22 protein-coding genes are annotated in these 26,711 nt (G+C 66.0%); 13 read left to right on the top strand and 9 right to left on the bottom strand.

The annotated features are described in order from the left end of the window. Positions 1-911: 911 nt before the first annotated feature. The 3 genes from ahpF to DFR69_RS25195 form a co-directional block, all read right to left on the bottom strand. Positions 912-2,519 (bottom strand): alkyl hydroperoxide reductase subunit F, encoded by a 1,608-nt coding sequence (gene ahpF, locus DFR69_RS25185; RefSeq protein WP_110040121.1) that lies wholly within the window; start codon positions 2,517-2,519, stop codon positions 912-914. Positions 2,520-2,602: 83 nt separating this feature from the next. Then, positions 2,603-3,166, bottom strand: a complete 564-nt coding sequence (gene ahpC, locus DFR69_RS25190) for an alkyl hydroperoxide reductase subunit C (protein WP_110040122.1) — start codon at positions 3,164-3,166, stop codon at positions 2,603-2,605. A gap of 234 nt (positions 3,167-3,400) precedes the next feature. Then, the gene (locus DFR69_RS25195; protein ID WP_110040123.1) at positions 3,401-4,003 is read right to left on the bottom strand and encodes a TetR/AcrR family transcriptional regulator; all 603 of its coding nucleotides are present in this window, start codon (positions 4,001-4,003) and stop codon (positions 3,401-3,403) included. 64 nt (positions 4,004-4,067) lie between these two features. On the opposite strand from DFR69_RS25195, the gene DFR69_RS25200 reads away from it, so the two are divergent. The 3 genes from DFR69_RS25200 (at position 4,068) to DFR69_RS25210 (ending at position 8,889) form a co-directional block, all read left to right on the top strand. Continuing rightward, a complete protein-coding gene (locus DFR69_RS25200) occupies positions 4,068-5,447 on the top strand; it encodes a flavin monoamine oxidase family protein (RefSeq protein ID WP_110040124.1) in 1,380 nt (459 codons plus the stop codon). Between the two features lie 8 nt (positions 5,448-5,455). Next, positions 5,456-6,874, top strand: coding sequence for an aldehyde dehydrogenase family protein (locus DFR69_RS25205; protein ID WP_110040310.1), 1,419 nt, complete (start codon positions 5,456-5,458; stop codon positions 6,872-6,874). 182 nt (positions 6,875-7,056) lie between these two features. After that, entirely contained in the window at positions 7,057-8,889 is a 1,833-nt protein-coding gene (locus DFR69_RS25210; protein ID WP_110040125.1) for an acyl-CoA dehydrogenase, read from the top strand. A 286-nt stretch (positions 8,890-9,175) separates the two neighbouring features. On the opposite strand, the gene DFR69_RS25215 is transcribed toward DFR69_RS25210, so the two are convergent. Beyond that, positions 9,176-10,228: a DmpA family aminopeptidase gene (locus tag DFR69_RS25215; RefSeq protein ID WP_373867007.1), complete on the bottom strand. Its 1,053-nt coding sequence runs from the start codon at positions 10,226-10,228 to the stop codon at positions 9,176-9,178. A 242-nt stretch (positions 10,229-10,470) separates the two neighbouring features. On the opposite strand from DFR69_RS25215, the gene DFR69_RS25220 reads away from it, so the two are divergent. Beyond that, entirely contained in the window at positions 10,471-11,019 is a 549-nt protein-coding gene (locus DFR69_RS25220) for a TetR/AcrR family transcriptional regulator (protein WP_167456409.1), read from the top strand. Here the strand turns inward: DFR69_RS25220 and DFR69_RS35805 are convergent. From DFR69_RS35805 to DFR69_RS34605, 3 genes are all read right to left on the bottom strand, one after another. Then, positions 11,003-11,332: a hypothetical protein gene (locus DFR69_RS35805; protein ID WP_373867005.1), complete on the bottom strand. Its 330-nt coding sequence runs from the start codon at positions 11,330-11,332 to the stop codon at positions 11,003-11,005. The two genes, DFR69_RS25220 and DFR69_RS35805, sit on opposite strands and share 17 nt — an antisense overlap. 287 nt (positions 11,333-11,619) lie before the next feature. After that, the gene (locus DFR69_RS25230) at positions 11,620-13,473 is read right to left on the bottom strand and encodes an AMP-dependent synthetase/ligase (protein WP_110040311.1); all 1,854 of its coding nucleotides are present in this window, start codon (positions 13,471-13,473) and stop codon (positions 11,620-11,622) included. A 156-nt stretch (positions 13,474-13,629) separates the two neighbouring features. Continuing rightward, positions 13,630-14,280: a TetR/AcrR family transcriptional regulator gene (locus DFR69_RS34605; RefSeq protein ID WP_167456397.1), complete on the bottom strand. Its 651-nt coding sequence runs from the start codon at positions 14,278-14,280 to the stop codon at positions 13,630-13,632. Positions 14,281-14,779: 499 nt separating this feature from the next. Here DFR69_RS34605 and DFR69_RS25240 point away from each other — a divergent pair, with 499 nt between their 5' ends. From DFR69_RS25240 to DFR69_RS34180, 6 genes are all read left to right on the top strand, one after another. Continuing rightward, positions 14,780-15,718 carry a DUF1295 domain-containing protein gene (locus tag DFR69_RS25240; RefSeq protein WP_110040128.1) on the top strand — a complete coding sequence of 313 codons (939 nt, stop codon included), beginning with the start codon at positions 14,780-14,782 and terminating at the stop codon, positions 15,716-15,718. Between the two features lie 103 nt (positions 15,719-15,821). Then, entirely contained in the window at positions 15,822-16,727 is a 906-nt protein-coding gene (locus tag DFR69_RS25245) for a bile acid:sodium symporter family protein (RefSeq protein ID WP_110040129.1), read from the top strand. Continuing rightward, positions 16,724-17,230 (top strand): carboxymuconolactone decarboxylase family protein, encoded by a 507-nt coding sequence (locus DFR69_RS34610; protein WP_167456398.1) that lies wholly within the window; start codon positions 16,724-16,726, stop codon positions 17,228-17,230. Before DFR69_RS25245 ends, DFR69_RS34610 begins: the two co-directional genes overlap by 4 nt. A 148-nt stretch (positions 17,231-17,378) precedes the next feature. Next, positions 17,379-18,392 carry a poly(ethylene terephthalate) hydrolase family protein gene (locus DFR69_RS25250; protein ID WP_167456399.1) on the top strand — a complete coding sequence of 338 codons (1,014 nt, stop codon included), beginning with the start codon at positions 17,379-17,381 and terminating at the stop codon, positions 18,390-18,392. An 81-nt stretch (positions 18,393-18,473) separates the two neighbouring features. Continuing rightward, complete coding sequence (locus DFR69_RS25255; protein WP_110040131.1) at positions 18,474-19,619, top strand: serine hydrolase domain-containing protein; 1,146 nt, start codon at positions 18,474-18,476, stop codon at positions 19,617-19,619. A gap of 133 nt (positions 19,620-19,752) precedes the next feature. Beyond that, positions 19,753-19,968, top strand: coding sequence for a hypothetical protein (locus DFR69_RS34180; RefSeq protein ID WP_146229418.1), 216 nt, complete (start codon positions 19,753-19,755; stop codon positions 19,966-19,968). 858 nt (positions 19,969-20,826) lie between these two features. Here the strand turns inward: DFR69_RS34180 and DFR69_RS25265 are convergent. Further along, positions 20,827-21,849 carry an AraC family transcriptional regulator gene (locus tag DFR69_RS25265; RefSeq protein WP_110040133.1) on the bottom strand — a complete coding sequence of 341 codons (1,023 nt, stop codon included), beginning with the start codon at positions 21,847-21,849 and terminating at the stop codon, positions 20,827-20,829. Between the two features lie 284 nt (positions 21,850-22,133). Here DFR69_RS25265 and DFR69_RS25275 point away from each other — a divergent pair, with 284 nt between their 5' ends. Continuing rightward, positions 22,134-23,546, top strand: coding sequence for an acyl-CoA dehydrogenase family protein (locus tag DFR69_RS25275; RefSeq protein WP_244198452.1), 1,413 nt, complete (start codon positions 22,134-22,136; stop codon positions 23,544-23,546). Between the two features lie 40 nt (positions 23,547-23,586). Next, positions 23,587-24,576 carry an enoyl-CoA hydratase/isomerase family protein gene (locus tag DFR69_RS25280; protein ID WP_110040136.1) on the top strand — a complete coding sequence of 330 codons (990 nt, stop codon included), beginning with the start codon at positions 23,587-23,589 and terminating at the stop codon, positions 24,574-24,576. On the opposite strand, the gene DFR69_RS25285 is transcribed toward DFR69_RS25280, so the two are convergent. Next, positions 24,565-25,362: a TetR/AcrR family transcriptional regulator gene (locus DFR69_RS25285; protein ID WP_110040137.1), complete on the bottom strand. Its 798-nt coding sequence runs from the start codon at positions 25,360-25,362 to the stop codon at positions 24,565-24,567. The two genes, DFR69_RS25280 and DFR69_RS25285, sit on opposite strands and share 12 nt — an antisense overlap. A gap of 79 nt (positions 25,363-25,441) precedes the next feature. On the opposite strand from DFR69_RS25285, the gene DFR69_RS25290 reads away from it, so the two are divergent. Continuing rightward, the gene (locus DFR69_RS25290; protein ID WP_110040313.1) at positions 25,442-26,692 is read left to right on the top strand and encodes an NADH:flavin oxidoreductase/NADH oxidase family protein; all 1,251 of its coding nucleotides are present in this window, start codon (positions 25,442-25,444) and stop codon (positions 26,690-26,692) included. The last annotated feature ends 19 nt before the right edge of the window (positions 26,693-26,711 follow it).

Below are 26,711 nucleotides of genomic sequence, written 5' to 3' on the forward strand. Positions count from 1 at the left end.
ACTCGTCCGGGTACTTCTTCGGTGCTGCCACGAATGACTCCTTCCGGTCCTATCGGACCACAGTCAGAGCCCTCCGAGAAAGCGGGGGAACCTCACCACTGAGTCAGAACAACAAGAAGCTACGGCCAAGCAAGACCAACTGTTCGCCGCGCTTGAGAGCTACCTTGGGCGGCATCCGGCTCTCCGAGCCGGGCGCAAACTGACGGTTCTTCCCAATACTGCAACTATCTTCGCGTCGCCTCCGCCGGCGCCGCTCCGCGACACTGGCGCGGGTTGGAGGGTGTTCCCGGTCCGAGGGTCGGCTTTCAGGAGCGACATGTCGGCGCGGAATCCGGGGTGCTCTACCTTGATCTCCCAGATCGTCCCCCCGCTGTTCGGCCTGAGCGAACTGGCGTGCCTCTCGAGCCGCTCCAACGCGACCACGGATTCGAGGCGGGAAGGAGCTTGCGGGTACTCGTTGAGGCGGACCAGCTCGCTTCTTCTACCGCCTCTTGACCACCGATAGCAGACCCGTGTCCACCCAGCCTGGCGCACTGCACTTCTGACGTGTTCGATGGCCGATGATTCGGCCAGGGCGCAACTGGCACTACTCGTTGTGGCTACTGCCCGGGGGCTGTCGATCCGGCCATGGCCGGATCGACAGCATGGTGGTCCACCGGCCGACGACGCTGATCACACGGTAGGCGTCACGCAGATACGACGGTCTCGTACTTCGTACTTCGTCCGCGCGGCATTGCGCGAGCAGAGGCATCCTGTGCAATCGCTCCGCCAGGCGGCTACCTTTCTGGAAACGGGGCATCGTCATGAAGTGTTGTGCCGACGGTCGCCGAGGCAGCATGGTTGGCGCTGGTTGCGCGGAGGGGGTGCAACTGTCTGCCGTGGAGACCCCGGGCGGCCCGAGCGCGCCCGCGCTACGGCAGGACGGCAACTCCCGACCCTGCGGGATGCTCGATCTCATCCGGCGTCGAGGTTCGGATCAGATGGTCGAAAGCGCCGAGCGCGGCAGTCGCGCCCGCTCCTGCGGCGACGATGATCTGTTTGAACGGGGCGGTGGTGCAGTCACCCGCCGCGAACACGCCGGGAGCCGACGTGCGCCCGTGATCGTCGATGACGATCTCGCCTCGCGGGGTGAGATCGACGGTGCCGGAGAGCCATTCGGTGTTCGGCAGCAGACCGATCTGCACGAAGACGCCGTCCACCGCGACGGAGTGCCACGTCTCGGTCGTACGCTCGGCGTAGGTCAGGCCGGTGACTTTCGCGCCGTCACCGACGACCTCGGTCGTCTGTGCGTTGAGCAGGATCTCGACGTTGGGCAGGCTACGGAGCTTGCGCTGCAGGACCTCGTCGGCGCGCAACTCGGCGTCGAATTCGATCAGGGTCACGTGGGAGACGATCCCGGCGAGGTCGATGGCTGCCTCGACGCCGGAGTTTCCGCCGCCGACCACCGCGACGCGCTTGCCCTTGAACAGGGGGCCGTCGCAGTGCGGGCAGTAGGTCACGCCCTTGTTCCGGTACTCGGTCTCACCGGGAACGTTCATCGACCGCCACCGCGCGCCGGTGGACACGATCACGCTGCGCGAGAGCAGCCGCGCACCGCTCGCGAGCTCCACCTCCACCAGGCCCTGCTCGGTGGCGGCGGGGGTGAGCGTGGTGGCGTTCTGTGTGTTCATGATGTCGACGTCGTACTGGCGAACGTGGTTCTCCAGCTCGGCGGCGAACTTCGGGCCCTCGGTGTAGGGGACCGAGGCGAAGTTCTCGATGCCCATGGTGTCGAGTGTCTGGCCGCCGAAGCGCTCCGACACGACGCCGGTGCGAATTCCCTTCCTGGCCGCGTAGATCGCCGCGGTGGCACCGGCCGGTCCGCCGCCGACGACCAGGACGTCGAAGGGGTCCTTCTGCGAGATCGTGGCGGCGGTGCGCTCGGCCGCCCCGGTGTCGAGCCGGCCGACGATCTGCTCGAGGCTCATCCGTCCGGAGTCGAAGGGTTCGCCGTTGAGGAACACCGTCGGCACCGCCATGACCTGACGGCTCTCGACCTCGTCGGGGAACAGCGCGCCGTCGATCGCGATGTGCTCGATGTTGGGGTTCAGCACGCACATCAGGTTCAGCGCCTGCACGACGTCCGGGCAGTTCTGGCACGACAGCGAGAAGTAGGTTTCGAAGGAGTATCGACCCTCGAGATCGCGCACCTGCGCGAGCAACTCCGCGGCCTCCTTGGAGGGGTGGCCGCCGACCTGGAGCAGCGCGAGGACCAGCGAGGAGAATTCGTGTCCGAGCGGAATTCCGGCGAAGCGCACCTCGATGTCGGTACCAGTGCGACGGATCACGAACGAAGGTCGGCGAGGGTCGGCGCCGGTGCGGGCGTGGGTGACCAGGTCTGACAGGCCGGCGATCTCGTCGAGTAGTTCGGCGAGTTCGGTGGACTTGGGGCGGTCGTCGAGGGTGGATACCAGCTCGATCGGCTGAGTCAGCTTCTCGAGCAGAGTCTTCAATTGGCTAGCGAGCGCGGTCTCGAGCATGCGGGTCTACTCCGGGAGGTTGAGAGCTGGAGCGGGGCACGGGTATTCGCTCCCGTGTCCCGACTGCGGATGTGGGCGAGGAGTCAGATCTTGCCGACGAGCTCGAGCGACGGGGCGAGGGTGTCCTCGCCCTCCTCCCACTTCGCCGGGCAGACCTCACCCGGGTGCGACCGCACGTACTGCGCAGCCTTGACCTTGCGGACCAGCTCGGCGGCATTACGGCCGATGCCCTCGGCAGTGACCTCGGTGAACTGGACGACGCCGTCCGGGTCCACCAGGAAGGTGCCGCGGTCTGCGAGGCCCTCGTCCTCGCGGAGTACCTCGAAGGCGGTGCTGATCCGCAGGGTCGGGTCGCCGATCATCGCGTACTCGATCTTGCCGATGGTGTCAGAGGACGCGTGCCACGCTTTGTGGGTGAAGTGAGTGTCGGTGGAGACGGAGAAGACCTCGACGCCCAGGCGCTGCAGCTCCTGGTAGTGATCGGCAAGATCACCGAGCTCGGTGGGGCAGACGAAGGTGAAGTCGGCGGGGTAGAAGAAGAAGATCGCCCACTTGCCCTTGATGTCCTCGTCGGAAACGGTGACGAAGGCACCGTTCTTGAACGCCTCCGCGGTGAAGGGCTTGATCTTCTTGTTGATCAGCGACATGAACTGGCCTCATTCGGAACTCGTGGTGGGTTGTCGGTTCCCAAGCTAGCGACCACTCATTGGCATGACTAATCAAAACTGTCTCATTGATTGATAGTTCCAGCCAATAAGGGCTGCGTGCGTTTCTGGAATCGATCCAGATTTCGGCCGAATTGTGATGGACGACTCGGGTCGGCACGGCCGTTGGGCACCGGGACTGGACGGCGGCATCTATCCAGCTCGGGCACCTGCCCTCTACGGGGTGGGTCGTTCGATTGCCAAACCCCTGAGCAGGGCTCGTGCCAGCGCGGCGGCCTGGGTGCGTCCGGTCGTGGCGTCTTCGGCCTCGGCTATGGTCAGCGACATTTCGGTCAGTGCGCCGTAGAAGGCGCTGGCCAGGAGTTCGGGTGGATGTGGCTGTACTTGGCCGGATTCGAGCAGACTGCGTGCTGCCTCGACGACGAGGCTGCCGAGGTGGCGCCGGTCGACCTCGCGCCAACGGCGCCAGCCCAGGGCGATCGGGCCTTGCAGTAGCACGATGTGGCGGTATCCGGGCTCGGCGCAGACGTCCAGAAAGGCTTCGAGGCCGGCCTCGACACGGTCGAACGGGCCGGAGTGCGCGTCGATGGCTGACCGGATGCGGCGGGCTGCCCGTTCTTCGAGCTCGTCGAGGACTGCCTCGAACAGGCCCTTCTTGCCGTCGAAGTGGTGGTAGAGCGCGCCGCGGGTCAGTCCGGCGGTGCGTACCAGCTCCTCGGCGGACAGCTCGGTGTACTCCCGCTCGGCGAACAGTCGCGCGCCGGTATCGACGAGCGTTCGCCGGGTGTCCTCGATGTGCTTGTCACGTAGCGACTTCATGCGGTACGTTTACCACATACAGCGTGTATGTCAGATTCAAACCGCATGAACCTGGAGGATCGAGATGGGTAAATCAGTGGACGTCGTCATCGTCGGCGCAGGTATAGCCGGTCTCGTCGCCGCCCGTGACCTGGTGCGAACCGGTCATGATGTGCTGGTTCTGGAGGCACGTGACCGGGTCGGTGGGCGTTTGCTCAACGCAGAGCTCCCCGGCGGGGCGCCCATCGAGGTCGGTGGGCAGTGGGTCGGCCCGACTCAGCATCTGGCGATGGCGTTGATCCGTGACCTGGGCCTGAAAACTCATCCCACGCACCATGCCGGTCGTCATATCGCCGAACTCGGCGACAGTCGTTCGGAATTCACCGGCCGGATCCCCAAGCTGAGTCCGCTGGCTCTTCTCGATATCGCCCAGGCTCAGTTGAGGCTCGACCGGTTGGGGCGTCGGGTGACCCAGACCGATCCGTGGCGCGCGCAGGGGGCCGAGGCGCTGGACGCTCAGACCTTCGAGACCTGGGTGCGGCGAGCCACTCACACCGCGGACGGGCGAGCGTTCTTCAAACTCGTCACCGAGGCCGTGTTCTCCGCCGGGCCGGAGGACATGTCGGCGCTGTGGGCGAGCTTCTACCTGGGCGGGGGCGGGGGAGTCGACTCCATGATCGGAGTGGTCGGCGGAGCCCAGCAGGATCGGGTGGTCGGCGGCACACAGGCCATCGCGCTGGGGCTGGCCGAACAGCTCGGCGACCGGATCGTCCTGAGCAGTCCCGTGACAGAGATCGACTGGGACGACTCGGGCGTGCGCGTGCATGCCGGTGGGACTGTCGTCCGCGCTCGGCGAGCGGTGGTCGCGGTGCCGCCACCGCTGGTTGCGCGTATCCGGTTCAGCCCTGGCCTGCCCGGTGATCGCGACCAGCTGGTGCAGCGTATGCCGATGGGTCGTGCGATCAAGATCAATGTGGTCTACGACGAGCCGTTCTGGCGTTCCGAAGGCTGGAGCGGGCAGGCCGTCAGCGACCGCCGACCACTCGGCGTCGTTTTCGACAACACCCCGCCCGGCGGCTCGCCCGGCGTCCTGGTCGGTTTCCTGGAGGGTCGCCACGCCGACACCGGCTCGCGGCTGACGTTGGCCGACCGGCGCGCGCGGGTCCTCGACGACCTCGCCGGCTACTTCGGCCCCCGCGCCCGCACGCCGATCGACTACATCGAGAAGGACTGGGCCGAGGAGGAATACAGTCGCGGCTGCTACGGGGCCTTCGCCACACCGGGCACTCTCACCCGGTTCGGGCACACGCTGCGACCGGCCATCGGCCCGCTGCACTGGGCCGGAACCGAAACCGCCACGCGCTGGGCGGGTTACATCGATGGCGCCGCCGAATCGGGTCATCGCGTGGCGCAGGAGATCCGGTCGGCCTCCGCCGACGCCGAATCGACCAGCCGTTCGGCGTGACCGGCGTCATGGCAGGCCAGAGTTCCCCCGTTGCGCCCGTGGTCGCGCGAGCACGGTCGTTGTTCGATGCCGGAGCCACCCGCGCGCTGGCCGAACGTGAACGGCGACTGCGCGATCTGCGGGCGATGATCACCGACAACGAGCCCGCGCTCGAGGCCGCACTGTGGTCAGACCTGCACAAATCAGCCGCCGAGGCGCAATTCACCGAGATCGGTGTGGTCGTCGCCGAGATCAACCACGCACTGCGGCAACTGCGCGGCTGGGCCAAGCCCCGACGAGCCTCGATCCCTGTCGGCCTGTGGCCCGCGAGCGCGCGCCTGGTGCCCGAACCCCTGGGCGTGGTCCTGGTGATCGCTCCGTGGAACTATCCGCTGCAATTGCTGCTCGACCCGCTCGTCGGTGTCCTCGCCGCGGGCAACACCGCCGTGCTCAAACCCAGCGAGATGGCCCCGGCCACCTCGGCGTTGATCGCCCGCCTGGTCCCGCAGTACTTCCGCGACGGCGCCGTGGCAGTGGTCGAGGGCGGTGTCGCCGAGACCACTGAACTGCTCGAGCAGCGGTTCGACCACATCGTCTTCACCGGCAGCGGAACAGTCGGCCGGGTGGTCATGCGCGCCGCGGCCGAGCACCTCACCCCGGTGACTCTGGAACTCGGCGGCAAATCGCCGGTCTGGTTCGATGACGACGACAACATCGAAGAGGTCGCGCGCCGCCTGGCGTGGGCCAAGTACACCAACGCGGGCCAGACCTGCGTGGCCCCGGACTACGTGATGACCACACCCGACCGGATCCCGGCGCTCACCGCCGCCCTGCGGGCCGCGATCACCGACCTGTGGGGCGCGGACCCGTCGGCGGGCAAGGACTACGGCCGCATCGTCAGCGACCGCCACTTCGACCGGCTGACCGCCCTTCTCGCCGATGCCGACATCGTCGTCGGAGGACAGCACGACCGCACCGAGCGCTACCTCGCGCCGACCGTCGTCACCTTCGCCCAGACAAGCGAGCACCCGGTGGTCGGTCCCGATGCGCATCACCCGCTGCTGCGAGAGGAGATCTTCGGTCCCATCCTGCCCATCGTCGCGGTGGGCTCGCCCCAGGAAGCCGTCGCGGTGATCAACCGGTGGGAGAAACCGTTGGCGCTCTACGTGTTCAGCGATTCCCCGCAGACCCGACGCCTGTTCGAAGAGCAGACCTCCTCCGGCGCGGTGGTGCACAACGCGGCGATCATCCACGTCGCCGCGACCGAAATCCCGTTCGGCGGTATCGGCGCCAGCGGAATGGGCGCCTACCACGGCGAGTATTCCTGGCGCGCCTTCTCCCACGAGAAACCTGTCGTGACCAAGCCGCTCAGACCGGACACCTTGCGCTTGGTGCAGCCGCCAACGCACCCGTTGCAGCGCCTCGCACGTTGGATCATGCGCCGCTGAGGATCGGTGAAACCTCTGTGCCGACGCCACGACCAGGAATTTGCTGCGGTCGAGTACAGCAGTGACTCCGAATCGACCGGTTCCGGCTGCCCAGCGGCCACCGCCGGGCTGGGCCGTCTGGGGCCGTCTCGATGTGGCGCGGGCGCGGCATGCCAAACAAGTTCGTTCACGAAAGGACCCGCATGGGCCACTACAAGAGCAACATCCGTGACCTGGAATTCAACCTCTTCGAGGCACTACGTCTCGGCGACATCCTGGATTCGGGCGCCTACAGTGACCTCGACTCCGACGCGGTACGCATGATGTTGTCGGAGCTACGCCGGGTCGCGGAGGGCCCGTTCGCCGCCGCCTTCGCCGACATCGACCGCAACCCACCGACCTTCGACCCCGACACCCACAGCGTGCGGCTGCCGGAACCGTTGAAGAAGGCCTACCGCACCGTCGTCGCCGAACCGGGCTGGGACAAGATCGGCATCACCGAGGACCTCGGCGGCACCCCTGCCCCGCGTGCGGTGCTCTGGGCGCTGATGGAGTTGCTGCTGGGCGCCAACCCTGCCGTCTACCTCTACGCCAACGGGCCCTTCTTCGCCGAGATCTTCTATACCAACGCCACCGAGGAGCAAAAGCACTGGGCTCGCCTGTGGGCGCAGCGCGGCTGGGGCTCGACGATGGTGCTCACCGAACCCGACGCGGGCTCCGACGTCGGTGCCGGACGCACCAGGGCCATCCGGCAAGACGATGGCACCTGGCACATCGAGGGCGTCAAACGCTTCATCACCTCCGCCGACTCCGACGACCTGTTCGAAAACATCATGCACCTGGTCCTGGCCCGCCCCGAGGGCGCGGGACCGGGCACTAAAGGCTTGAGCCTGTTCTTGGTCCCGAAGTTCCATTTCGACCCCGAGACCGGCGAGATCGGTGACCGCAACGGCGCTTTCGTCACCGGCCTGGAACACAAAATGGGCTTGAAGGGGTCAGCGACCTGCGAACTCACCCTCGGCGGTCACGGCACACCGGCGGTCGGCTACCTCGTCGGGGACAAGCACGCCGGCATCGCGCAGATGTTCGATGTGATCGAGTTCGCACGAATGATGGTGGGCACCAAAGCCATCGCCACCTTGTCGACCGGTTACCTCAACGCCCTCGACTACGCCAGGACCCGCGTTCAGGGCGCCGACCTGACGCAGATGGCCGACAAGACCGCCCCCCGCGTGCCGATCATCCGCCACGCCGACGTGCGCCGATCACTGATGCTCCAGAAGGCCTACACCGAAGGCCTGCGCGCAGTGTACCTCTACACCGCCGCGCACCAGGATCCCGAGGTCGCGCAGCACGTTTCGGGCGCCGACCCCGAATCGGCCGCGCGAGTGAACGACCTGCTGCTGCCCATCGTCAAGGGAGTGGGCTCCGAACGCGCCTACCAGTACCTCACCGAATCCCTGCAGACCTTCGGCGGCTCCGGCTTCCTCCAGGACTACCCCATCGAGCAGTACATCCGCGACGCCAAGATCGACTCGCTCTACGAGGGCACCACCGCCATCCAGGCCCAGGACTTCTTCTTCCGCAAGATCGCCCGCGACCAAGGCGTCGCCCTGGCACACATCGCCGCACAGATCCAGCAGTTCGTCGACCGTGGCGATGATCGGCTCAAGGCCGAACGCGCCCTGCTCGCGACCGCGCTCGAGGACGTGCAGGCGATCACCGCCACCTTGATCGGGCACCTGCTCGCCGCCCAACAGGATCCCCACGAGCTCCACAAGATCGGTCTGGGATCTGTGCGCTACCTGCTCGCCGTCGGCGACCTGCTGATCGGGTGGCAGTTGCTCGCCCACGCCGAGATCGCTCTCGCCGCGCTCGATCGCTCACCGAATGCCGCTGGTGGCGACTTCTACCGGGGAAAACTCGCCGCTGCCGGATTCTTCGCCCGCAACGTCTTGCCGCAGCTCACAGCCACCCGCACGATCCTGTCCACCCTCGACCTAGACATCATGCGAGCCGACGAGTCGAGCTTCTGAACCAGGGACCGCAGCATCGGTACGCGCCCGCCTCCGTCGGCCTGGCCCCAACACGCTCACACTCCAGGAGAGCACCGCGGCATGCCATGCAAGTTCGTTCACGAAAGGACCCGCATGGCCCTGGAGAACGCGTTCCCAGATCTGGAACGGTTACATGGCAGGTGCGATCCGGTCCGGCGTCCGCGCGGTCGAGGAATTCCTCGCTGAAGTCGCCTGAGCCGCGTCCACCGAACGGCCCCGGCCGGTGCTCCCCACCGGCCGGGGCCGCTGCCTTACCTGTACTCGGTCAGCCCGCAAGCGCGGACCGCAGCAGATCGTGGTCCAGAGCGTGGGCGGTGATGCCGTCGCGCCCCACCACGGTCGTGGCCGCGACCATCGAATTGACGATGGCCTCCTCGGTCGCATCGATCGCGGCATCGAAGAGCAGATCGACCAACTCGTCGTTGGCGGTCCGCACGGCCAGCTCCCCGGCCGGGCGGGGATGCAGGGTCACGCTCGGTAGTGTCGTGTTTCCGGTGGAGAAGGCCAGGACCATGTCGCCGCTGAGGGTCTCACCGGCGCCACCGGTGCGGCCGATACCGAGAGCGGCCCGCTGGGCGATCCGCGTGCACTGGTGTGGCAGCAGCGGCGCGTCGGTAGCGACGATCACGATGATCGAGCCGCTGCCCGCGACGACGCGGGCGGCGTCTTCTTGCGGGCTCGACACGACATCGGTGCCGATGCGTTCGCCGACCGGAATGCCGTCGATCCGCAGTCGCGTCCTTCGCCCATGATTGGACTGCAGCAACACCCCGAGCGTGTAGGTCTGCTCGGGAGTGGCGACGGTCCGCGACGCGGTGCCGATTCCCCCCTTGAACTCGTGGCAGATCATACCGGTGCCGCCGCCGACCGTCCCCTCGGCGACCGGGCCGTCGTCCAAAGCCGCGAGTGCTCGCTCGACATGCTCGGCCCGCACGTGCTGACCATTGATGTCGCTGAGGAGGCCGTCGTAGGTCTCGCCGACAACCGGCAGGCAGAAATAGAATTCGTCGTCTCCGCGCTGCCGGTGGATCTCGGCCACCAGTGCGTCCCGCACGACGCCGACCGAATGGGTGTTGGTCAATCCGATCGGCGTGGTGAGCTGTCCGTTGTCGCGGATCCAATCCGTTCCGGTGATCTCGCCGTTGCCGTTGAGGGTGTGCATTCCGGCGTAGACGGGCGACTCCCAGACGCGGGGCCGTGGCTCGATGATCGTCACACCGGTCCGTACCGGGCCAACTCCCGGGCGCAGCGGTCCGTCACCGTCGACGAGGGTGCACTGACCCACGCGGACTCCGGGCACATCGGTGATCGAGTTCATGCCGCCGGTGGGGATCGGCCCGAAACCGATGCCGAGGTCACGTGCGCGTACGGGCTGTTTCACCTGGTCTCCTAGTTTTTTGTATGCTGTGAAAATAACTGTGCCACGGCTTGACGGATCACCGGGGCAGAATCGGTGAGTCATCGAATTTCCGTCATGTAAACCCTTAGGATGCGAAGATGGGGCGACCGGTCACCCGGGACACACGGCGAGCCGACATCCTCCGTGTGGCACGCGATCTCATGTCCGAGCAGGATGCGGGGGCTCCCCGAATCGCCGACGTTGCTCGAGCTATGGCCCTGACGCCCAATGCGATTCGGTACTACTTCCGCAACAACGCCGTGCTGCTCCACGCAGTGCACACCCACTGCGTGGAGCGATTCATCGTCGCCCGCGCGGCCGAACTGGCCACGATCGACGACCCGCGCCGCCGACTGGTGCGGGCCATGGAGCTGGGATTACCGACCTCACCACTTGACGCCGAGTGGTGGACCACACTCAGGCCCCTGCTCAACAGCGAGCCGACCCCCGAACTGGGCGCCATCGCCGGCGCCCTCTTCGAACAGCAACGCAAAATCTATGAAGAGGTCCTCGCTAGCGGGGTCGAACAAGGAGTGTTCCGACCGAGGCATTCCGTGGATGACATCGCCCGAATGCTGCTCATAATGGAGGACTATCTCGGCTTCCGCATCGTTTCATTGGACCCGAACTTCAACCGTTCCGAAGCACTGCGGCTGATGCGGGAGTATGCGGAAGCGTCCATCGGCACCGATCTCACATTCGCGCCTTGATACGCCAGCGAAGTGTTCCGCAACCGAGCCAGTCCGCCCACCGAGCGCTGGCCAAAAGCGACGCTGAGTGGTTACCGGTAAGGAAGATCCGTCTGTCCACACCCGTGCCCGATGGCATGCCGAACCTGCGCCCTTCTACGCAGATCGCCGCCCTGCGCCGAGACATCGTGGAAGCCGGAACCATCACCGGCGGGCCGATGATCATGCCGACCGCGAAGGCGGTGATCAGCAGCCCGGCTCGCCCGAGGTCGATGCCGAGGTCGCCGGCGACCTCGGGCAACAGGCCCGCGAGCATGAACACGGTGGTGCCCATGAGGAAGATGCCGGAAAGAAAGTCGCCTGACCTGCGTAGATGCTTTTGCCCTCGGCAGGACACGCAAAACATGGGCAACCGGAAAACGCCTGGTCATCGTGGATTCTTACACGATCTAGCGATCCAGGTTTACCGGTGTCGATCCTATCGTTCCCATCCCCGATGTGCACACGGCGGCGGGGCATCGGTGAAGGGAACGCGGGTGACCTGCGATTCTCGAGTGGTCGTTGACGATCTCGGTCGACGTTGGTGATTCCTTCCTGGCCGACAGCAGGCACCTCGAGGTACTACGTATCTGTGACCAGCGAGTCGCTCGAAACAGCCGGGGCTGTTCGCAGCTGCTCGTGATCGTCGTAGAGCTGTTCGATTTCATGGCGGTAGCGTGTCAGAACCACAGGACGTCGCACTGTCATTTTCGGGGTGAGTTCACCGCTGTCTGGTGACCACTGGCGGGTGAGGACGTGGTACTTCCTGATGCGTTCGGCGGGGGAGAACTCGGTGTTGGCGGCGGTCACCGTGGTCTCGATCTCGGCGAGTAGACGATGGTCTTCGATCAGTTGCGCCGGTGATCTGCCGTGGTCGAGGTTGTGGCGGGTCAGCCAGTCGGTGAGGCCGTCGGGATCGAGGGTGATCAGTGCCGCGATGTAGGGTTTGCCGTCGCCGACGAGCATGCAGTGGCCGATGAGGGGGTGTCGCTGAACCGCTTCTTCCAGCGGTGCGGGCGCGATGTTCTTCCCGCCCGCGGTGATGATGATTTCCTTCTTGTGGCCGGTGATGGTGATGTATCCGTCCTCGTCGATCGAGGCGAGATCGCCGGTGTGGAACCAGTCGGCGGTGAAGGCTTCCGCGGTCGCGGTGTCGTTGTTCCAGTATCCGGTGAAGACGACCGGTCCGCGGACCAATAGCTCATCGTCGTCGGCGAGGGCTGCGTCGTGGCCGGGTATCGGTCGCCCGACTGTGCCGATGCGCTGGGATCCTGGTTCGGTGCCGTTGAGGGTGATCGCTGCGGTGGTTTCGGTCAGTCCGTAGCCCTCGGCGATCGGGATTCCGGCACCGCGGAAGAAATGCGCGAGCCGGGGTGCCAACGGTGCGCCTCCACAGAGTGCGTGGCTGCAGCCGGCGCCGAACAGGCTGCGGACGTGCCGGTAGACGGCCTGGTCGAAGCCTTCGTGCTCCATACGTAGGAGGTGGTCGGGGCCGCTGGTGTCGAGGGCGCGGCTGTAGTCGACGGCGATGTCGGCTGCCCGGGCGAACAGTGCGCCGGTGCCGTTGTCGCGGGCCATCCGCTCGGCGGTGGCGTAGAGCTCCTCGAAGACGCGGGGGAGGGCTAACACGCTGCTGGGTCGGAGCTCGGTGAACAGCTCGGTCAGGCGGGTCCAGTCGCTGGTGAAGCTCAGTACCGCGCGCTGATGGACGGCGACCAGTGCGATCGCGTGCGCAAGGATGTGGGCTAGTGGCAGGAACAGCATGGTGCGGGTACCTGGCAGGCACATCGTCGGTAGTCGCTGCACGCTGGAGTCGACCATCGCGGCGAGATTGCCGTGTGTGAGCGGAACGCCCTTGGGTTTGCCGGTGGTACCGGAGGTGTAGACGAGGACCGCGTCGGCCCCGGCGCCCAGGAGGTGGCGGCGCGCCAGCAGCTCGGCCTCACCGATGTCGGCACCGCGAGCGATGAGCTGGTCGATCGCGCCGGCGTCGATCTGCAGGATCTCTTGGAGCTCGGGTGAGTCCCGGGCGGCGTCGGCCACCGTACGATCGCGATCGGTCTCCACGATGAGTGTGGTCGCGCCCGAATCCTGCAGAATCCAAGCGAGTTGCTCAGCGGCGGACCCGGCGTAGACGGTGACGGTGATCGCGGCGGTGAACCAGATCGCGTGGTCGAGCACGATCCACTCGTATCGGGTGCCGCACATGAGCGCTACCCGATCTCCGGGCCTGACGCCGCTGGCGATGAGACCTTTGGCCACCGCCCTGACCTGGGTGGCGAACTGCTCGGCGGACACCTCGCGCCAGCCGTCGTCGTGAGTCGGGGTGAGGAAGCAGACGGCGTCGGGGTAGACGATCGCGTTGCGGGTGACTGCGTCGGTCATGCAGGCGTCGGGGTCGGGATTCGATACCGCGGGGGTTCGTGATTCGCGCATGAAGCTCGTTTCCTCGAGAGGGATCGCTCGCGAGCTCGTCGCGGCGCCGAAGAGCACGCGGCGAGACCTCGGGGTACATGAGGTGATCGCTGAGCGGAAGGATTTCGGTGGTACGGCCGACGGAGTACTGCGCTCGGTGCGACCGGGCAGCGGCGGCTACTGGTGCAGCGGTGCGCGCACGATTTCGTAGTACCTGGTCAGGTCGGCGACGAGTTCATCGCGAATCGCACCGTCGATCCGATGGTCGGGTGCGCGGTCGGCGATGATTTCGAAGATGGCGCCCACGAGCCCTACCGCGAGTAGGTGCAGCGGACCCTGTAATCGGAGGTGGCTCCAGATGGATTCGATGAGTTCGCTGCTGCGGCGACGGTTGCGTCGGCGCGCGTCGTCGACGGCCAGCGAGATCGAGTTGGACAGGCCCAGCGTCAGCTGGGCGCGCGCCGGGCTCGCGGCGATCGCGTCGACGAGTGCGATGAACAGCTGCTGTGCGATTTCCCGGTCGTCCTCGCGTGGGCCCAGTTCGTCGAGCCGGGCGAGCACCGCGTTGTGGATCTCATCGGCGCTGCGAAGGTAGAGCGCCAAGAAGCATTCTTCCCGATTGGCATAGAGCTGGTAGAAGCTCTTGGTACTGACCGCACTGCTCTGGCAGATCTGTTCGACGCTGGTGGCGAGATAGCCACGGGAGGTGAACAACTCGAGGGCGGCGTCGAGCACCTGGGCTTCCCGCTGGGCGCGGCGTTCGCCGGGGTCGAGGCCGTTGATCCGGCGGGTCGTCCGCGCGCCTGCGGCCGAAGCTGTGGTGCTCATCAGCTCGATTGTATGACTGGCCGCTACATAGGGCCGCACGCGCAGGGCCCTCCTCGGCGCCGCGAACGCGCCGGGTCTCTGTGTTGTCACCGAACTGCGGTCGGCCACGCATTCCGGTGAGCGGGTGTGCGATGGGTGGCGCCGCCCTGGACGCAGTTCCTCGTCCTCTTGCGACTGCTGGCGATAGCTAAACGGTAGCTGCGCGTCGTCGGTTGTTCTACTCACGGTGCTGGTCCTCCGTTGTCGGATGCCTGAGCTGGGCGGTGTCGGGTGTCTGTCGCGGGCGTGGCGGTGATGGGTTGTGGTGTCGCGGCGGACGGCGTCTCCGCAAGTTATAGCCCAATCTCGCAAACAAGGACAAGGAAACGTTTCCATGTTTATAGTTGGTGCGGGGCCGCCCGCCCCGTTCGATCGACATCGCTTTCGCCGGGTGCCGATCGTGGGTTCGGCACCCGGTTGAGCCGGACCCCCATTTGGTCGAGATCTTCGGAGAGACATCATGAGAACCCGAGTGCTGTGGTGTGTGCTGTTCACCGCGTGCTGGCTCGCGCTGGTCATCAGCGCACCCACCCGCCAATTCGCCATCGTCAACCTGCTGGTACAGCTGGCAATCTTCGTTCCCTCGGCGAACGTGCCCGGCTGGCGTCGCAACCTGCTGTCGTATGTGGACTTCGCCTGGCCCGCGGGCCTGGCGGCCATCGGCGTGCAGTTGTTCTTCTTCGCCGAGACACCGAGTGTCCTCACTGTCACCGCCGCGGTCTTCTACACCATCGTCGGCCTGCGGATGGCGGTGTGGGGAGCGCGCATGTACAAGCCGGGCTGGCTGGGAGCCGAACTTCCGCGCTACCAGTATCAGCGCCGCCGGTGGGAACGAGCCGGATTCGCCAGCGAGCGGCTCTCGGTGCAGTACGAGATCGGGGTTCAGGCCATGGCCAACAGCTCATTCCTGGCCGTACCCGCCATGGTCATCGCGACCGACACCAGCTCATCGCTGCGGTGGTGGACCGTCGCCGCGATCACGGTGTGGATCGCTGCCTATCTGTTCGAGAGCGTCGCCGACCTGCAGAAGAAGCGATACCTGGGTGGCTACTCAGACACCGGCGCCGGGGTCTGCGAAGTCGGTTTGTGGCGCTACAGCCGTCACCCGAACTACTTCGGACAGTGGGTGCAATGGGTGGCCATGGTGGCCTTGGCGGTGCCCTCGATGCTGGCGCTCCACGGTCGGATCCCGATCGCGGTGTGGGCGATCGTGGCCGCCGCACTGCTGTGGGTGGTGCAGATGATGTACAGCACGATGGTCCACTACACCGGCGCGGTGCCCGCCGAGTACTACAGCAAACTCAAGCGGCCCGCCTACGCCGACTATCAGGCCCGGGTGAACCGATTCTTCCCCGGACCCCGGCATCGCCGCCCGGCACCGACGACGGTCGACGCATGATCGCCACCCGCCGCCGACCCGAATCACGGCGCACGCCAGGAGCTCTGCGCGCACCAGCGCGACGCGGCAACCGGCAGCAGGTGCCCGGCCCGCAAGGACCGAGATGAACTCGCCGCTGGTATCGCTGGCCCTGCCCGTCGCGCTGGCGATCATCATGTTCGGACTCGGGCTCACCTTGACCGTGCAGGACTTCACCCGGATTCTGCGCCATCCCGCACCGGTGGCCGTTGCACTGGCCTGCCAACTGTTGCTGCTGCCACTGCTGGCCTTCGCCGTTGTTCTCGCCTTCGATCTGCCACCGGTGCTGGCGGTCGGCATGATGCTGCTGGCCGCCTCGCCCGGTGGCACCACCGCCAACGTTTTCAGCCACCTCTTCCGCGGCGACATCGCGCTCAATATCTCACTGACAGCGTTGAATTCGGTGCTCGCCGTAGTCACCATCCCCGTCGTCACCAACCTCGCACTTGCCCACTTCCTGCCCGAGCACACCGGCGACACTGTCGGGCTCCAGTTCGGCAAGGTCGCCCAGGTCTTCGCCATCGTGCTGATCCCGATCGCGATGGGAATGCTCCAGCGGCATCTCTGGCCGGACTTCGCGGCCCGCCTCGACCGCCCGGTGCGGGTCGCCTCGGTGGTGATTCTCGGCGCGGTCGTTCTCGGCACGATCACCGCTGAGCGTGACCACCTCACCGCCTACCTCCTCGACGTGGGAGCGGCCGCCGCAGTGTTCTGTCTGGCGAGCCTGATCATCGGCTATGTCGTGCCCCGAGCGTTCGGTGTCGAGGACCGTCAGGCCATCGCGTGCTCGATGGAGATCGGCATCCACAACAGCACCGTCGCCATCACCATTGCCGCAGGCGTGCTCGGCAGCGTGGAACTCGCCGTGCCCGCCGCCGTGTACGGCGTCCTGATGTTCCCGCTGGCCGCCTGCACCGGCTGGCTGATCACCCGCCGGATAGGTCGTCGTGCGCGACCTTCTCCGGTCGACGCCGAGCAGGTGCGGCAATGACGTCGGGCAGGTCTGATCACCCGTCGCTGCCCAGATCGGTACGCGAAGCGCTCGCAGGTGGACATGCGAACCTGTTCGCGCCGCCGACCCGCCACCGTGGTCTCATCGCGAGCCTGCTGATCAGTGCCGAACACATCCTGCGCGGGTGTAGCCTGCCGCCGGCACTGCGTGATCTCGCGGTACTGCGCGTCGGCTACACCCATGGCGCGGCCTCGCGGATCCATCATCAATTCCTGGTAGCCACAGCAGGGCTGTCGCTGGCGGCGGTCGTCGCCGCGCAGACAGGGGACCTGGTCCTGCTGAGCGAGGACGAGGCCGATGTCGTGCGCTGGACCGATCTGCTGCTGCGCCAGCACACATTCACCGATCCCGACCGAAGTGAAGCGCTCGAGCTCTTCACCCTTTCCCAGCTCGCCGACTTCGAACTGCTGGTCGGCTTCTACCAGATCGTCTACAGCTTCCTCGCGGTCGCATCCGAGACCGATGACGACGACCAGCCCTAGGTCGGCCTTCACCGGGCACCCGCGAGCGCCACCACTGCGAGATGACCGCCAGGCGCGCTGCCCTCGCCGTCGTCGCCATCATCTGTGCCGACGCCATATCTCACACCGTCATTCCGGAAACCCTGATCCGATCGAAAGGTTCTCAACGATGAGAACATCCGTGCTCACAGCCGCGGCGAAAGTCGCGATTTGGACAACAGCCGTCACGATCCTTGCCGGTGCCCTCGTCGCCGGTCCGGCCTGGGCGCAACCCGCTCCGACCGTCAACGGCGACATCTTCGCCACCGCCGGTCCCCACCCGGTTGCCACGTCCGTGCGAACGAACCCGTGTTCGGCATCGATCTACGGCATGATCAAACACATCGGCGCGAAACTACTCGGCAACCACGACGACCCGACCTGCACCCAAGCCTTCCCCTACGGGCTGGCCTCACCAATCGGGATCAATACGTATCACCCCGCCGACGTCGCCGAGATGACCACAGCCCCGCTGGTTGTTCTCATTCCCGGATACGCCGCCGACCCCGGCATGTACGACGCGCTGGCCCGTCACTGGGCCAGCCACGGGTTCATCGTCACGATCCCCTACGACTACTTCAACTCCATGCCCCACGTCGCCGCCGCCGGCCTGGCCATGGCCATCGTCGCCGATCGTGACCCGAGTTCCCCGCTCTTCGGCAAGGTCGATCTCGACCACACCATCTTGGCCGGCCACTCCGCTGGCGGCCAGGCCGCTCTGCAGGGCGCCGCGCTGCTGCCGCCGATCGCCCGTGCCATCGACCCGACCCTCACAATTCGCGGGGTGCTGGCCATCGAACCAGGTCCCCTGGCGCTGGGCTCCTTGCTCACCGTGCCCTCCCTGTTTCTCACGGGCAGTAACGACTTCGTCGTCCCGGACTTCGCGTGGGTGCGCTGGTGGCAGTACAACCTGACCTCCCGCGCACCCGCCTGGATCGCCAACGCGCGGGCGACCTCGCACGCCAGCCCGATCGACGGCATCGAGCACTTCGCCGCCGCACCCACGGCCACGGCGTGGCTGGCCTACCTCGCATACGACGACGCCGCCGCCAGGCATCGATTCCTAGGCGCCGACTGGACGCTCCGACACGACCCTGCTTTCCTCACCGCCGAACGCAACGCCCTCGCCGACCAACTCAACTGACCCCGCACCTCGACGGAGTCGGCGGCCAGACAGAACCATCGGATCGCCGACGCCGTCGAGAACACACGATCGGAGGACCTCATGGTCGCTCGTCCAGTCACTGTGCTCACCGCTGCCACCGCGCTACTGCTCGGCGCGGCAGGATCACTCGCACCCGCTGCATCCGCCGCACCCACGAGTCCGGCAGCGTCGTGCGCGGAACCCGAACCGGGCCGCACTCCCGAGCTCCGCGCCGCCGAAACCGTGGGCATGGATCCAGCTGCGGTCTCCGCGGCGGTGTCCTTCGGCGCTCAGCACCTCGCGCACGCGGTACAGATCTACCGCCACGGCTGTCTGGTCGGCCAGCACCTGGCAACGTCGGAGATCGCCATGCCGTTGGCCAGTGGCAGCAAAGGAGTCGCCGCGGTCGCCATCGGGCGCGCGGTCACCCTCGGCTACCTCGGCATCGACGATCCCCTCGCGACCTACTTCCCGGAAGCCGACCCCGCCCATGGCCGAATCACTGTGCGCCAGATCCTGAACCAGACCAGCGGTATGGCGTTCACCTGGCCGACCGATATCGCTTCCACGGCCGCCGGAACCTCCGTCCACGACGCACTCACCGCCCCCATCGCCGCCGAGCCGGGCACCACTTTCCTCTACGCGCAGAACGTGCTGGTCCTGCTCGCCGAGATCATTTCCCGCACCACGGGCACCGACTTCCTGGACTTTCTCCAGCGGGAAGTGATGGGCCCCATCGGTATCGAGCGCAGCTCGTGGCGGTGGACCGAGGACCCCTCGGGCCATGCCATGGTCAGCGGCGGACTGTCGATGCGTCCCAGTGATCTCGCCCGGATCGGTCGGTTGCTGCTGCAGAACGGACGATGGGAGAACCGCAACCTCATCGATCCGGCATACATCGAAGCCGCCACGACACCAAGCAGTGCCAATGGCGGCTACGGATTCCTGTGGTGGCTCAACGCAGGCGAGAGCTACCGAAGCGTCGATGTCCCGGCCCGGTTGCGGACTCGGCGCGTCTTTCCCGGGCTGCCGGAGGACACCTACGCGTTTTCGGGCGCGCTGGGCCAGTTCGCGGTGATGATCCCCAGCCTCGACATGGTCATCGTCCGGCTCGGCGTCCCCGACACCTTCGACCCGGCGGATCCGTTCAGCTTCCTGACCGGCACGAGCAATCCGAACAACACCGAACTGTTCGGCAAGGCCGTGGCGGCTGTCACCGACCGATAGCGCACACGACGGTGCCCGCAACGTCGCGGTCGGTGCCCCACCGGCCAGCCCGGTTCGCTGGGGCTGTGGGTCTTGTTCGCCCGCGATCTGGTCCGGGCGGTGTTCATGCCGTTCTCTCGGTGAAGGTGTCCGCGTGGACGAGGTGGACGAGTTCAGCGCGGATGGCATCGTCGACGCGACAGGTGAGGCGGCCACGCACGGTGGAGTCGGTGAAGTCCATGAGCGTGCTGACCGTGGTCTGGAGGGGGTGTCTTCCTGCCGCGACATCCAGATCTGGCTTTCGCCCAGGGTTACGACATGGATGGGGTTGGTGCTCTTCTCGCTGACGAGGCTGCCACCGGGTCGCTGACGGTCTCGAAGCTCATGGCGTCGGCCGTGTCGTAGCGGACTTCGAAGACTGAGCCGGAATCGTGGGTGAAGCGGTTGATCTTCTGGCACCGGTAGTCGCACCCGCCGCCGAGTTCCACGAAGCCGACGACGCCCAACGGACATATAGTAGTCCTCGCCGACGGGCGAAACGCACCCCCAGACACGGACACGAATCGTCCTCGGTGAAGGACATCTGAGTTCCCGCCCGGTCTTGGGAGGTCGTGCACCTACTTGGCGGAGTTTGCCGCTGGCGAAGAAGGATGAGGAGGTGAACTGTTGAGCTGTAGGTACTTTCGGCGGTGAACCGCCTTGCTGCAACAGATGTTGCAGTCTGTTCGGCGGCATGAGCACTGCCGGTAGCGAGGGCATTTCCGCTATCAGCTACGGAGCGGCTCCTTCTGAGGGGGTGTCGTCGATAATCTTCTGACCAGGGAAAACGCCGGTCGCAGGTTTGTGACCCCAGGAATCGAACCTGCCCCCACTCCACCTGGGGTTTTGCAGATGTCGCCAGCCCGGCGTGTGGGCGCGTCGACCCAGAAAGCGCGCTGACCTGCGGAATCTGGTGTCGCAGGTTGGTGCCCTCGGCGGGGCACATCGAAAAAGGGAACGCGGGTGACCTGGTCAGCTGCTCTGGTCGGCTGGTGGTGGAAGCGGATTTCGCCCTGGCTTGAGAAATGACGCAGTCGGTTACAGATCATGCGGTTGACGATCGAGATGGTCGCGGCACCGACCACGATGTCGGCGCCAACACTGAGAGCTGGGTCGAGAGTGTTCGCCCCAACCTCACCAGCATCAATCCCATGAACAGCCCGAGCCCGACGGATCGCAGCGCTGAGGATCATTGTCTCGAGGTGGATCCGGCGCGGAATTCACGAGGTCCGACGCCTTTCCATCGGCGGAAGGCTTGGGAGAAGCTGGTGGCTTCGAGATAGCCGAGACGGTGCGCGATCTGTTCGACGGGGAGTCGTGCGGACACCAGTAGTTCCTCGGCCAAGTGCTCGCGGACTTCGTCGAGCAGTTGGCGGTAGGAGGTTCGTTCGGCGGCGAGGCGTTTGCGTAGCGTGCGGCCACTCATATGCAAGGTGTCGGCGACAGCATCGAGCGCGGGTGGGTTCGCTATTTCGGCGAGGAGCCTGTTTCGCACTTGACCGGCGACACCGGTGCGGGCGCGGCGGGATTCGAGCAGGCGGCGACACTGCTCGATCGCGTGTGCCGCGGTGTGTGGATTGGCGCCCGGCAGCGGTTGGTCGAGCTGGGCGCCGTCGATGACGAGCACAGATTCGGGTGCGTCGAAAGTCGGTGTGTCCCCGAAGGTTTCCGCATAGTGCGTGACGCCCTCGTCCGGCGGTGGGAACGCGAACTGGACTCGCTTGATCACGTCGAGTTTCGGGGACAATCCGCGCGCGATCGTGCGGATCGAAGCGGCGTCGCGTTCGATGTAGAACCGGCGCATCGACGGTGGAATATCGGAAGCCTCCAGCACGAGGAGCAGATCGCCGTTGTCGGAGGTCCTGGAGTGGACCGAGCCCATCGCGAAGGCCAGCTCGACAAAGGTCACACCAATGTCGATTGCTTGGCGCAGGGTGGAGCTGCTGAGCAAGGCGAATCCGTAGATGCCCTGTTCGCTGAGCTGGAATCGAGACCCCATCTCGAGGCCGGGTTGGCCGGTCGGCACGAGATCGAGCAGGTTGCGGGCTACCGCGAGGTCATGGCGAGGAGTCACCTCGACCGCCGGGTCGAGCAGCTGCTGCGGGGTCAGTCCGGTGCCGGCCAGACACTGTTCGGCACTTGCGCCGTGGTCGACAGCGATCTGCGTCATGAGCAGAAGGCTGACGGGCGGCCGGGGCTGATCCCAATCCATGGGCCTAATCTAGTAACTCTGGTTCCGTTGGGCATCTGTCTGCCACGTCGCTCGGTTCGTAGCGTTTCACCCATCGGCATGGTGCCGAGTCGAGCGCGTTGACCGCGCCGTCCTGATGGGAATTCGTCCGATGCCAGTGGACCTCGCTTCACCCTTGACGCTGCCCAGTGGGGTCAGTCTGCCCAACCGGATCGCCAAGTCCGCGCTCAGTGAGGGCCTCGGCGACCGCGCCAACGCCCCGATGAAAAATCTCGTCCGGCTCCATCGGCGCTGGGCGTACTCCGGTGCTGATCAGTCAGTTCCTTTCCCTACTCACCATCCGGCGCACGACGAGCGGAGTGGTGATCCGGTCAATCGCGCAATCTTCCTCAGTACCTCATCAATTCGGGAATGGTCGGCCGCCCGCGGAAACGCGGATTCGGCACCCGATCTCCTCGTGGATAGAAAGGCTGAAAACAATGACCATCTGCTTCACTCCGACCGCTGAACAGGTCGAGCTCAAGAATCAAGCCCGCGCGTTCGCGCAGACGTATCTGGCACCCCTGGTCGAGGAGGTGCGGCGCACCGCCGACCCGTATGAGGCGGCCCTGCTGGTGCGGTCCGCGCACGAGGCCGCCCTCAAAGAAGGCATCATCAAGGGAATGATCCCGGAGGTTTTCGGCGGGACCATGGGCAGTGGTCTCGACCTCGCCTTGGTCACCGAGGAGCTCGCCGCGGTGATGCCTGATTTCGTCGCCAGTCTCGGCGGAATCCTACTCGCGCTGACCCCGGTGTATCTCGGCGGCGACCTGGAACAGATCCAGCGATTCCTGACCCCGTTCCTGGCCGACCATGGGACAGCACAAGCGGTGATGGCACTGAGTGAGCCCGCCGGCACCGCGAACTTCGCGGCTCCCGAACCGGCCGAGGGTCTACAGACGGTTGCCGTGCTCGACGGTGACGACTGGGTGATCACAGGGGAGAAGCAGTGGTCGGCCAACTTGGCGGGCTGGGACGGCACCGGCCCGGATCTGATGATCGTGGCCTGCGGAACCCCCGGCGGCGTCTCGTTGATCGGCATCGAACGGCAGCACTTCACCTCCGACAACCTAACTCTGCTCGAAACGCTCGACATGCCCGGCCTCCGCGGACATCTGACCCAGCGGGTCCGGCTCAACGGAGTCCGCGTGCCGAAGGCCAATCTCGTCGGAGCCGAAGGCGCGGGACCGGAACTCATCTTTGCCGCATTCACCGGTAGCGCCGCAGCGGTGGGCCTGATGGCGGTAGGAACGATGCGCGCGGCGTTCGACATCGCCTACCGCTTCGCCACCGAACAGACACGCGGAGGTGGGGTGCCGATCATCGAACACCGGCCGGTCGCCGATGTGCTCACCGACGCCAAAGGACGAATCGAAGCCGTCCGGCTGCTGTCGTGGAAGGCGCTCGACGCGGTCACCAGTGGCGATCCAGCGGGTCTCGAACTGGCGTTGCATGCCAAGGTATTTGGCTCCGAAACCGCGGTCGATGTCGTTCACAAGCTTTTCCAGGTCGTCGGAGTGCAGGCGTACAACCGCGGTTTTCCGATTGTCCATCACCTGCTCGACGCGCTTGCCTACCCCGTTTTCGAAGGCGGCAATATCGGTGTTCGTCGCAGGCAGTTGCAGGACATATTCACGACAGCGGGATGGGACCCGCTGGCGGCCTCGGGATTGTCCTGAACTGCTGAAAATGTCGCGGACGGTATGAAAGGCTGGCGCAATGGCACATCTGGCCACAGCGCGATTCGATCGGCTCACGACGGAAATCGTCGGTGCGGTCGCGATCGTACGGATGAACGGCGGACCGCTGGCGATGCTGGACCGGGCGCTGGTCGGTGACCTAGCGGCCCTGGTCGATATCGCCGATCACGACCCGACCATTCGCGCAGTCGTGCTCACCGGCGACCACCCCGATCGATTCGCCGGTCACGCCGACATTCGATGGCTGCAGGAAGGAGCGGACAACAGTCCGTCCCTCAACCGCACAAGTGCATCGCTGGTGATGCGATTCGTTGGCGCCGTCGCCGGATTCGCCACCTTCCGCAAAGCCTCGGCGCGGACACCGCTGGAAGGCGTCGTCGAACTGGACCGGTTCCACGACACCTTCACGCGCATGAACACCAGCGGCGTCGTCTACGTCGCGGCGATCAACGGCTCCGCGCTCGGTGGTGGTGCCGAGCTCGCGTGGGCCTGTGATGTCCGAGTTATGGCCGATGATGAGAGCATCTTTCTCGGCCAGATGGAGATACTGCTCGGATTCAATCCGGGCGGCGGCGCAACTCAGCGACTCACCCACCTCGTCGGAGCGCACCGCGCGCTGACCGCGATCCTGGAAGGCCGCCCGTTCGGCCCGCAGGAAGCGCTGCGGATCGGGGCGGTCGACGCGGTGGTATCCCGCGATGCCCTGGTGGAGGAGGCGGTTCGTTGCGGCCGACAGCTCGGCGCACGCTCGTCCGCGGCGATCGCAGCCGTCAAAAGGGCGGTTTATTTCGGTGCGTCCCAGCCGCTGCACCGAGGACTGCTGCACGAGCGCGCGGAATTCCTGCAGACCCTCAGCACCCCCGAAGCACAAACCATCATGCGTGACTACGTCCGCGACTACGAAGGGGCCGGACGCCTGCTGCTCTACGACGCCGACGAGTATTCCCGAGCACGTCTCGAAGGGCGCTGGACCGGACCAGCCGAGAGCTCGCCTCGATCAGACCGATGACCCGTCCGCTGGTGCTCCCGATCGCAGTTGACCTTCCGGGCGCTCGGTGAAGGGCAGCGAATCGAGCAGCTCGGTGAGCTGGGTGCGGGCATTGCCGAGAATCGCCGGGTCCAGTCGACCCTCGGCGTCACGGATTGTCCGTCCGGCGAGGCCTTCGACCAGGATCAGGGTGCCCTGCACAACGGTGGACAGGAGTTCGGTGGTGTCCAGGCGCAGCCTGTCTGGCCGCACGGCCAGGCCGAAGACGCCGTTCATCGCACCCCACAGGTAGCGAGCGGTGGCTACCGGGTCGACCTCGCGGACGCTGCCATCGGCGACTCCTTCGGCGATGACCTCGGCGAGCTGATCGATCAGTTCCTCGACCTGATCGGCCAGCAGCAACGCCACTGGGCTCTCGGGGGCGCCGATGCCGAGTCCGGCTTGGCGCATGTTGATCATCCGGAAAAGCCGCGGTGAGTGCAGGTGGAAGCGCAGATATGCCGTGGCCGTGCCGATCAGCCGATCCATCGGCGGACCCTCGGCGCGGTAGGCGGCCAGCAGATGGTGCTGGGCGGCGGCGACCGCGCGTTCAACCACGGCCAGGTGGACATCGTCGCGACCGGCGAAGTGTTGATACACCGTCGCCACCGAAACATCGGCCGCCTCGGCGATCTGGCCGACGGTCACTGCCTCGGAATCGACAGCGAAGAGCTCTTCGGCGGCGTCGACGATGCGCTTGCGCGTGGCCGCCTTGCGCCTGGCTTGGCGTGGTGACGACGTCGGACTCTCGGGTTGCGGTGCGGCCATGACCACACAATATCACCCTTGATTCTAAAAGTAGAAGACCTCTATAGTTTTAGAACAACCATCTAGAAAGGTGTTCTTCATGGCCATCGACCTCACCACCTCCCTGACATTGCCCAGCAGCGTGAGCCTGCCGAACCGGCTCGCGAAGTCCGCGCTGAGCGAAGGCCTCGGCGACCGGGACCAGGCACCGACCCCGAACCTGATCCGCCTCTACGAACGGTGGTCGCAATCCGGCGCAGGCCTGCTGATCACCGGCAACGTCATGGTCGATCGCCGCGCCCTCGGCGAAGTCGGCAACGTCGCGGTAGAGGACGACCGCCACCTCGAGGCACTGTCGAAGTGGGCCGCTGCCGCGACCGCAGGTAACGCGCAGGCGTGGGTCCAGCTCAATCACCCCGGCCGCCAGGCCCCGCGCGCACTCAATCGGGAAGCCGTAGCGCCCTCCAAGGTCGCCGTCACCGGCGCGCCAGGAGTGTTCGGCACCCCGCGCGAACTCACCTCGCCCGAAATCGAAGAAGTAGTCGCCCGATTCGCTGCCTCCGCCAGGCTGGTGGTCGACGCCGGTTTCACCGGCGTGCAGATCCACGCCGCACACGGGTACCTGCTGAGCCAGTTCCTGTCACCGTTGACCAACAAGCGCACCGACGCCTGGGGCGGAACCCCGCAGAAGCGGCGGCGGCTATTGCTCGAGATCGTGCGCGCGACGCGAGCCGAACTCGGCGTCCACACCCCGATCTCGGTCAAACTCAACTCTGCGGACTTCCAACGCGGCGGAATGACCGAGGACGAGTCGGTCGAGGTGGTTCTCGACCTCGCCGCGGCCGGGGTCGACCTGCTCGAGATCTCCGGCGGCAACTACGAATCCACCGCTTTCATGGGCGCCGCCGACCAGGTCCGTGAATCCACCCGCGCCCGCGAGGCCTACTTCCTCGACTACGCCGAGCGAGTGGGCGCCGCGATCACCGCCGCGCACGCGAACCTGCCACTGATGGTCACAGGTGGGTTCCGCTCGACAGCGGGAATGTCCGAAGCGCTACACGGTGGCGCGGTCGATGTCATCGGTCTGGGCCGTCCGCTGATCATGGAGCCGGACCTTCCGCATCGCCTGCTCACCGGCACGGCCGATCGAGCACTGGCGGTGGCACCGCGGCCGCTGCGGATCAAGCACCTCGAGGGCATGGGGGAGCTGCTCTGGTACGGGGTGCAGCTGCGACGGCTCGGCGAGGGCAAGAACCCCGACCCCAAGCGGCATCCACTCCGGAATCTGCCGCACTACCTGAAGAACGCGGGCATGCTCGGCCGCTCCCAACAGCGCGGATTCGCGGCCTGACCGGCCGCTGGATCGACCC

The organism is Nocardia neocaledoniensis (genome assembly GCF_003182135.1).
Taxonomy (GTDB): domain Bacteria; phylum Actinomycetota; class Actinomycetes; order Mycobacteriales; family Mycobacteriaceae; genus Nocardia; species Nocardia neocaledoniensis.

Bases quoted from the DNA above. Each gene is read 5' to 3' on its own strand.
- DFR69_RS25210 (WP_110040125.1), top strand. From the start codon at position 7,057: ATGGGCCACTACAAGAGCAACATCCGTGACCTGGAATTCAACCTCTTC.
- DFR69_RS25250 (WP_167456399.1), top strand. From the start codon at position 17,379: ATGAGAACATCCGTGCTCACAGCCGCGGCGAAAGTCGCGATTTGGACA.
- DFR69_RS25215 (WP_373867007.1), bottom strand. From the start codon at position 10,228: ATGAACTCGATCACCGATGTGCCCGGAGTCCGCGTGGGTCAGTGCACC.
- DFR69_RS25200 (WP_110040124.1), top strand. From the start codon at position 4,068: ATGGGTAAATCAGTGGACGTCGTCATCGTCGGCGCAGGTATAGCCGGT.
- DFR69_RS25220 (WP_167456409.1), top strand. From the start codon at position 10,471: ATGTCCGAGCAGGATGCGGGGGCTCCCCGAATCGCCGACGTTGCTCGA.
- ahpF (WP_110040121.1), bottom strand. From the start codon at position 2,519: ATGCTCGAGACCGCGCTCGCTAGCCAATTGAAGACTCTGCTCGAGAAG.
- DFR69_RS35805 (WP_373867005.1), bottom strand. From the start codon at position 11,332: ATGGGCACCACCGTGTTCATGCTCGCGGGCCTGTTGCCCGAGGTCGCC.
- DFR69_RS25240 (WP_110040128.1), top strand. From the start codon at position 14,780: ATGAGAACCCGAGTGCTGTGGTGTGTGCTGTTCACCGCGTGCTGGCTC.
- DFR69_RS25290 (WP_110040313.1), top strand. From the start codon at position 25,442: ATGGCCATCGACCTCACCACCTCCCTGACATTGCCCAGCAGCGTGAGC.
- DFR69_RS34610 (WP_167456398.1), top strand. From the start codon at position 16,724: ATGACGTCGGGCAGGTCTGATCACCCGTCGCTGCCCAGATCGGTACGC.
- DFR69_RS25245 (WP_110040129.1), top strand. From the start codon at position 15,822: ATGAACTCGCCGCTGGTATCGCTGGCCCTGCCCGTCGCGCTGGCGATC.
- DFR69_RS25280 (WP_110040136.1), top strand. From the start codon at position 23,587: ATGGCACATCTGGCCACAGCGCGATTCGATCGGCTCACGACGGAAATC.
- DFR69_RS25195 (WP_110040123.1), bottom strand. From the start codon at position 4,003: ATGAAGTCGCTACGTGACAAGCACATCGAGGACACCCGGCGAACGCTC.
- DFR69_RS25285 (WP_110040137.1), bottom strand. From the start codon at position 25,362: ATGGCCGCACCGCAACCCGAGAGTCCGACGTCGTCACCACGCCAAGCC.
- DFR69_RS34605 (WP_167456397.1), bottom strand. From the start codon at position 14,280: ATGAGCACCACAGCTTCGGCCGCAGGCGCGCGGACGACCCGCCGGATC.
- DFR69_RS25230 (WP_110040311.1), bottom strand. From the start codon at position 13,473: ATGCGCGAATCACGAACCCCCGCGGTATCGAATCCCGACCCCGACGCC.
- ahpC (WP_110040122.1), bottom strand. From the start codon at position 3,166: ATGTCGCTGATCAACAAGAAGATCAAGCCCTTCACCGCGGAGGCGTTC.
- DFR69_RS25265 (WP_110040133.1), bottom strand. From the start codon at position 21,849: ATGGATTGGGATCAGCCCCGGCCGCCCGTCAGCCTTCTGCTCATGACG.
- DFR69_RS25255 (WP_110040131.1), top strand. From the start codon at position 18,474: ATGGTCGCTCGTCCAGTCACTGTGCTCACCGCTGCCACCGCGCTACTG.
- DFR69_RS25205 (WP_110040310.1), top strand. From the start codon at position 5,456: ATGGCAGGCCAGAGTTCCCCCGTTGCGCCCGTGGTCGCGCGAGCACGG.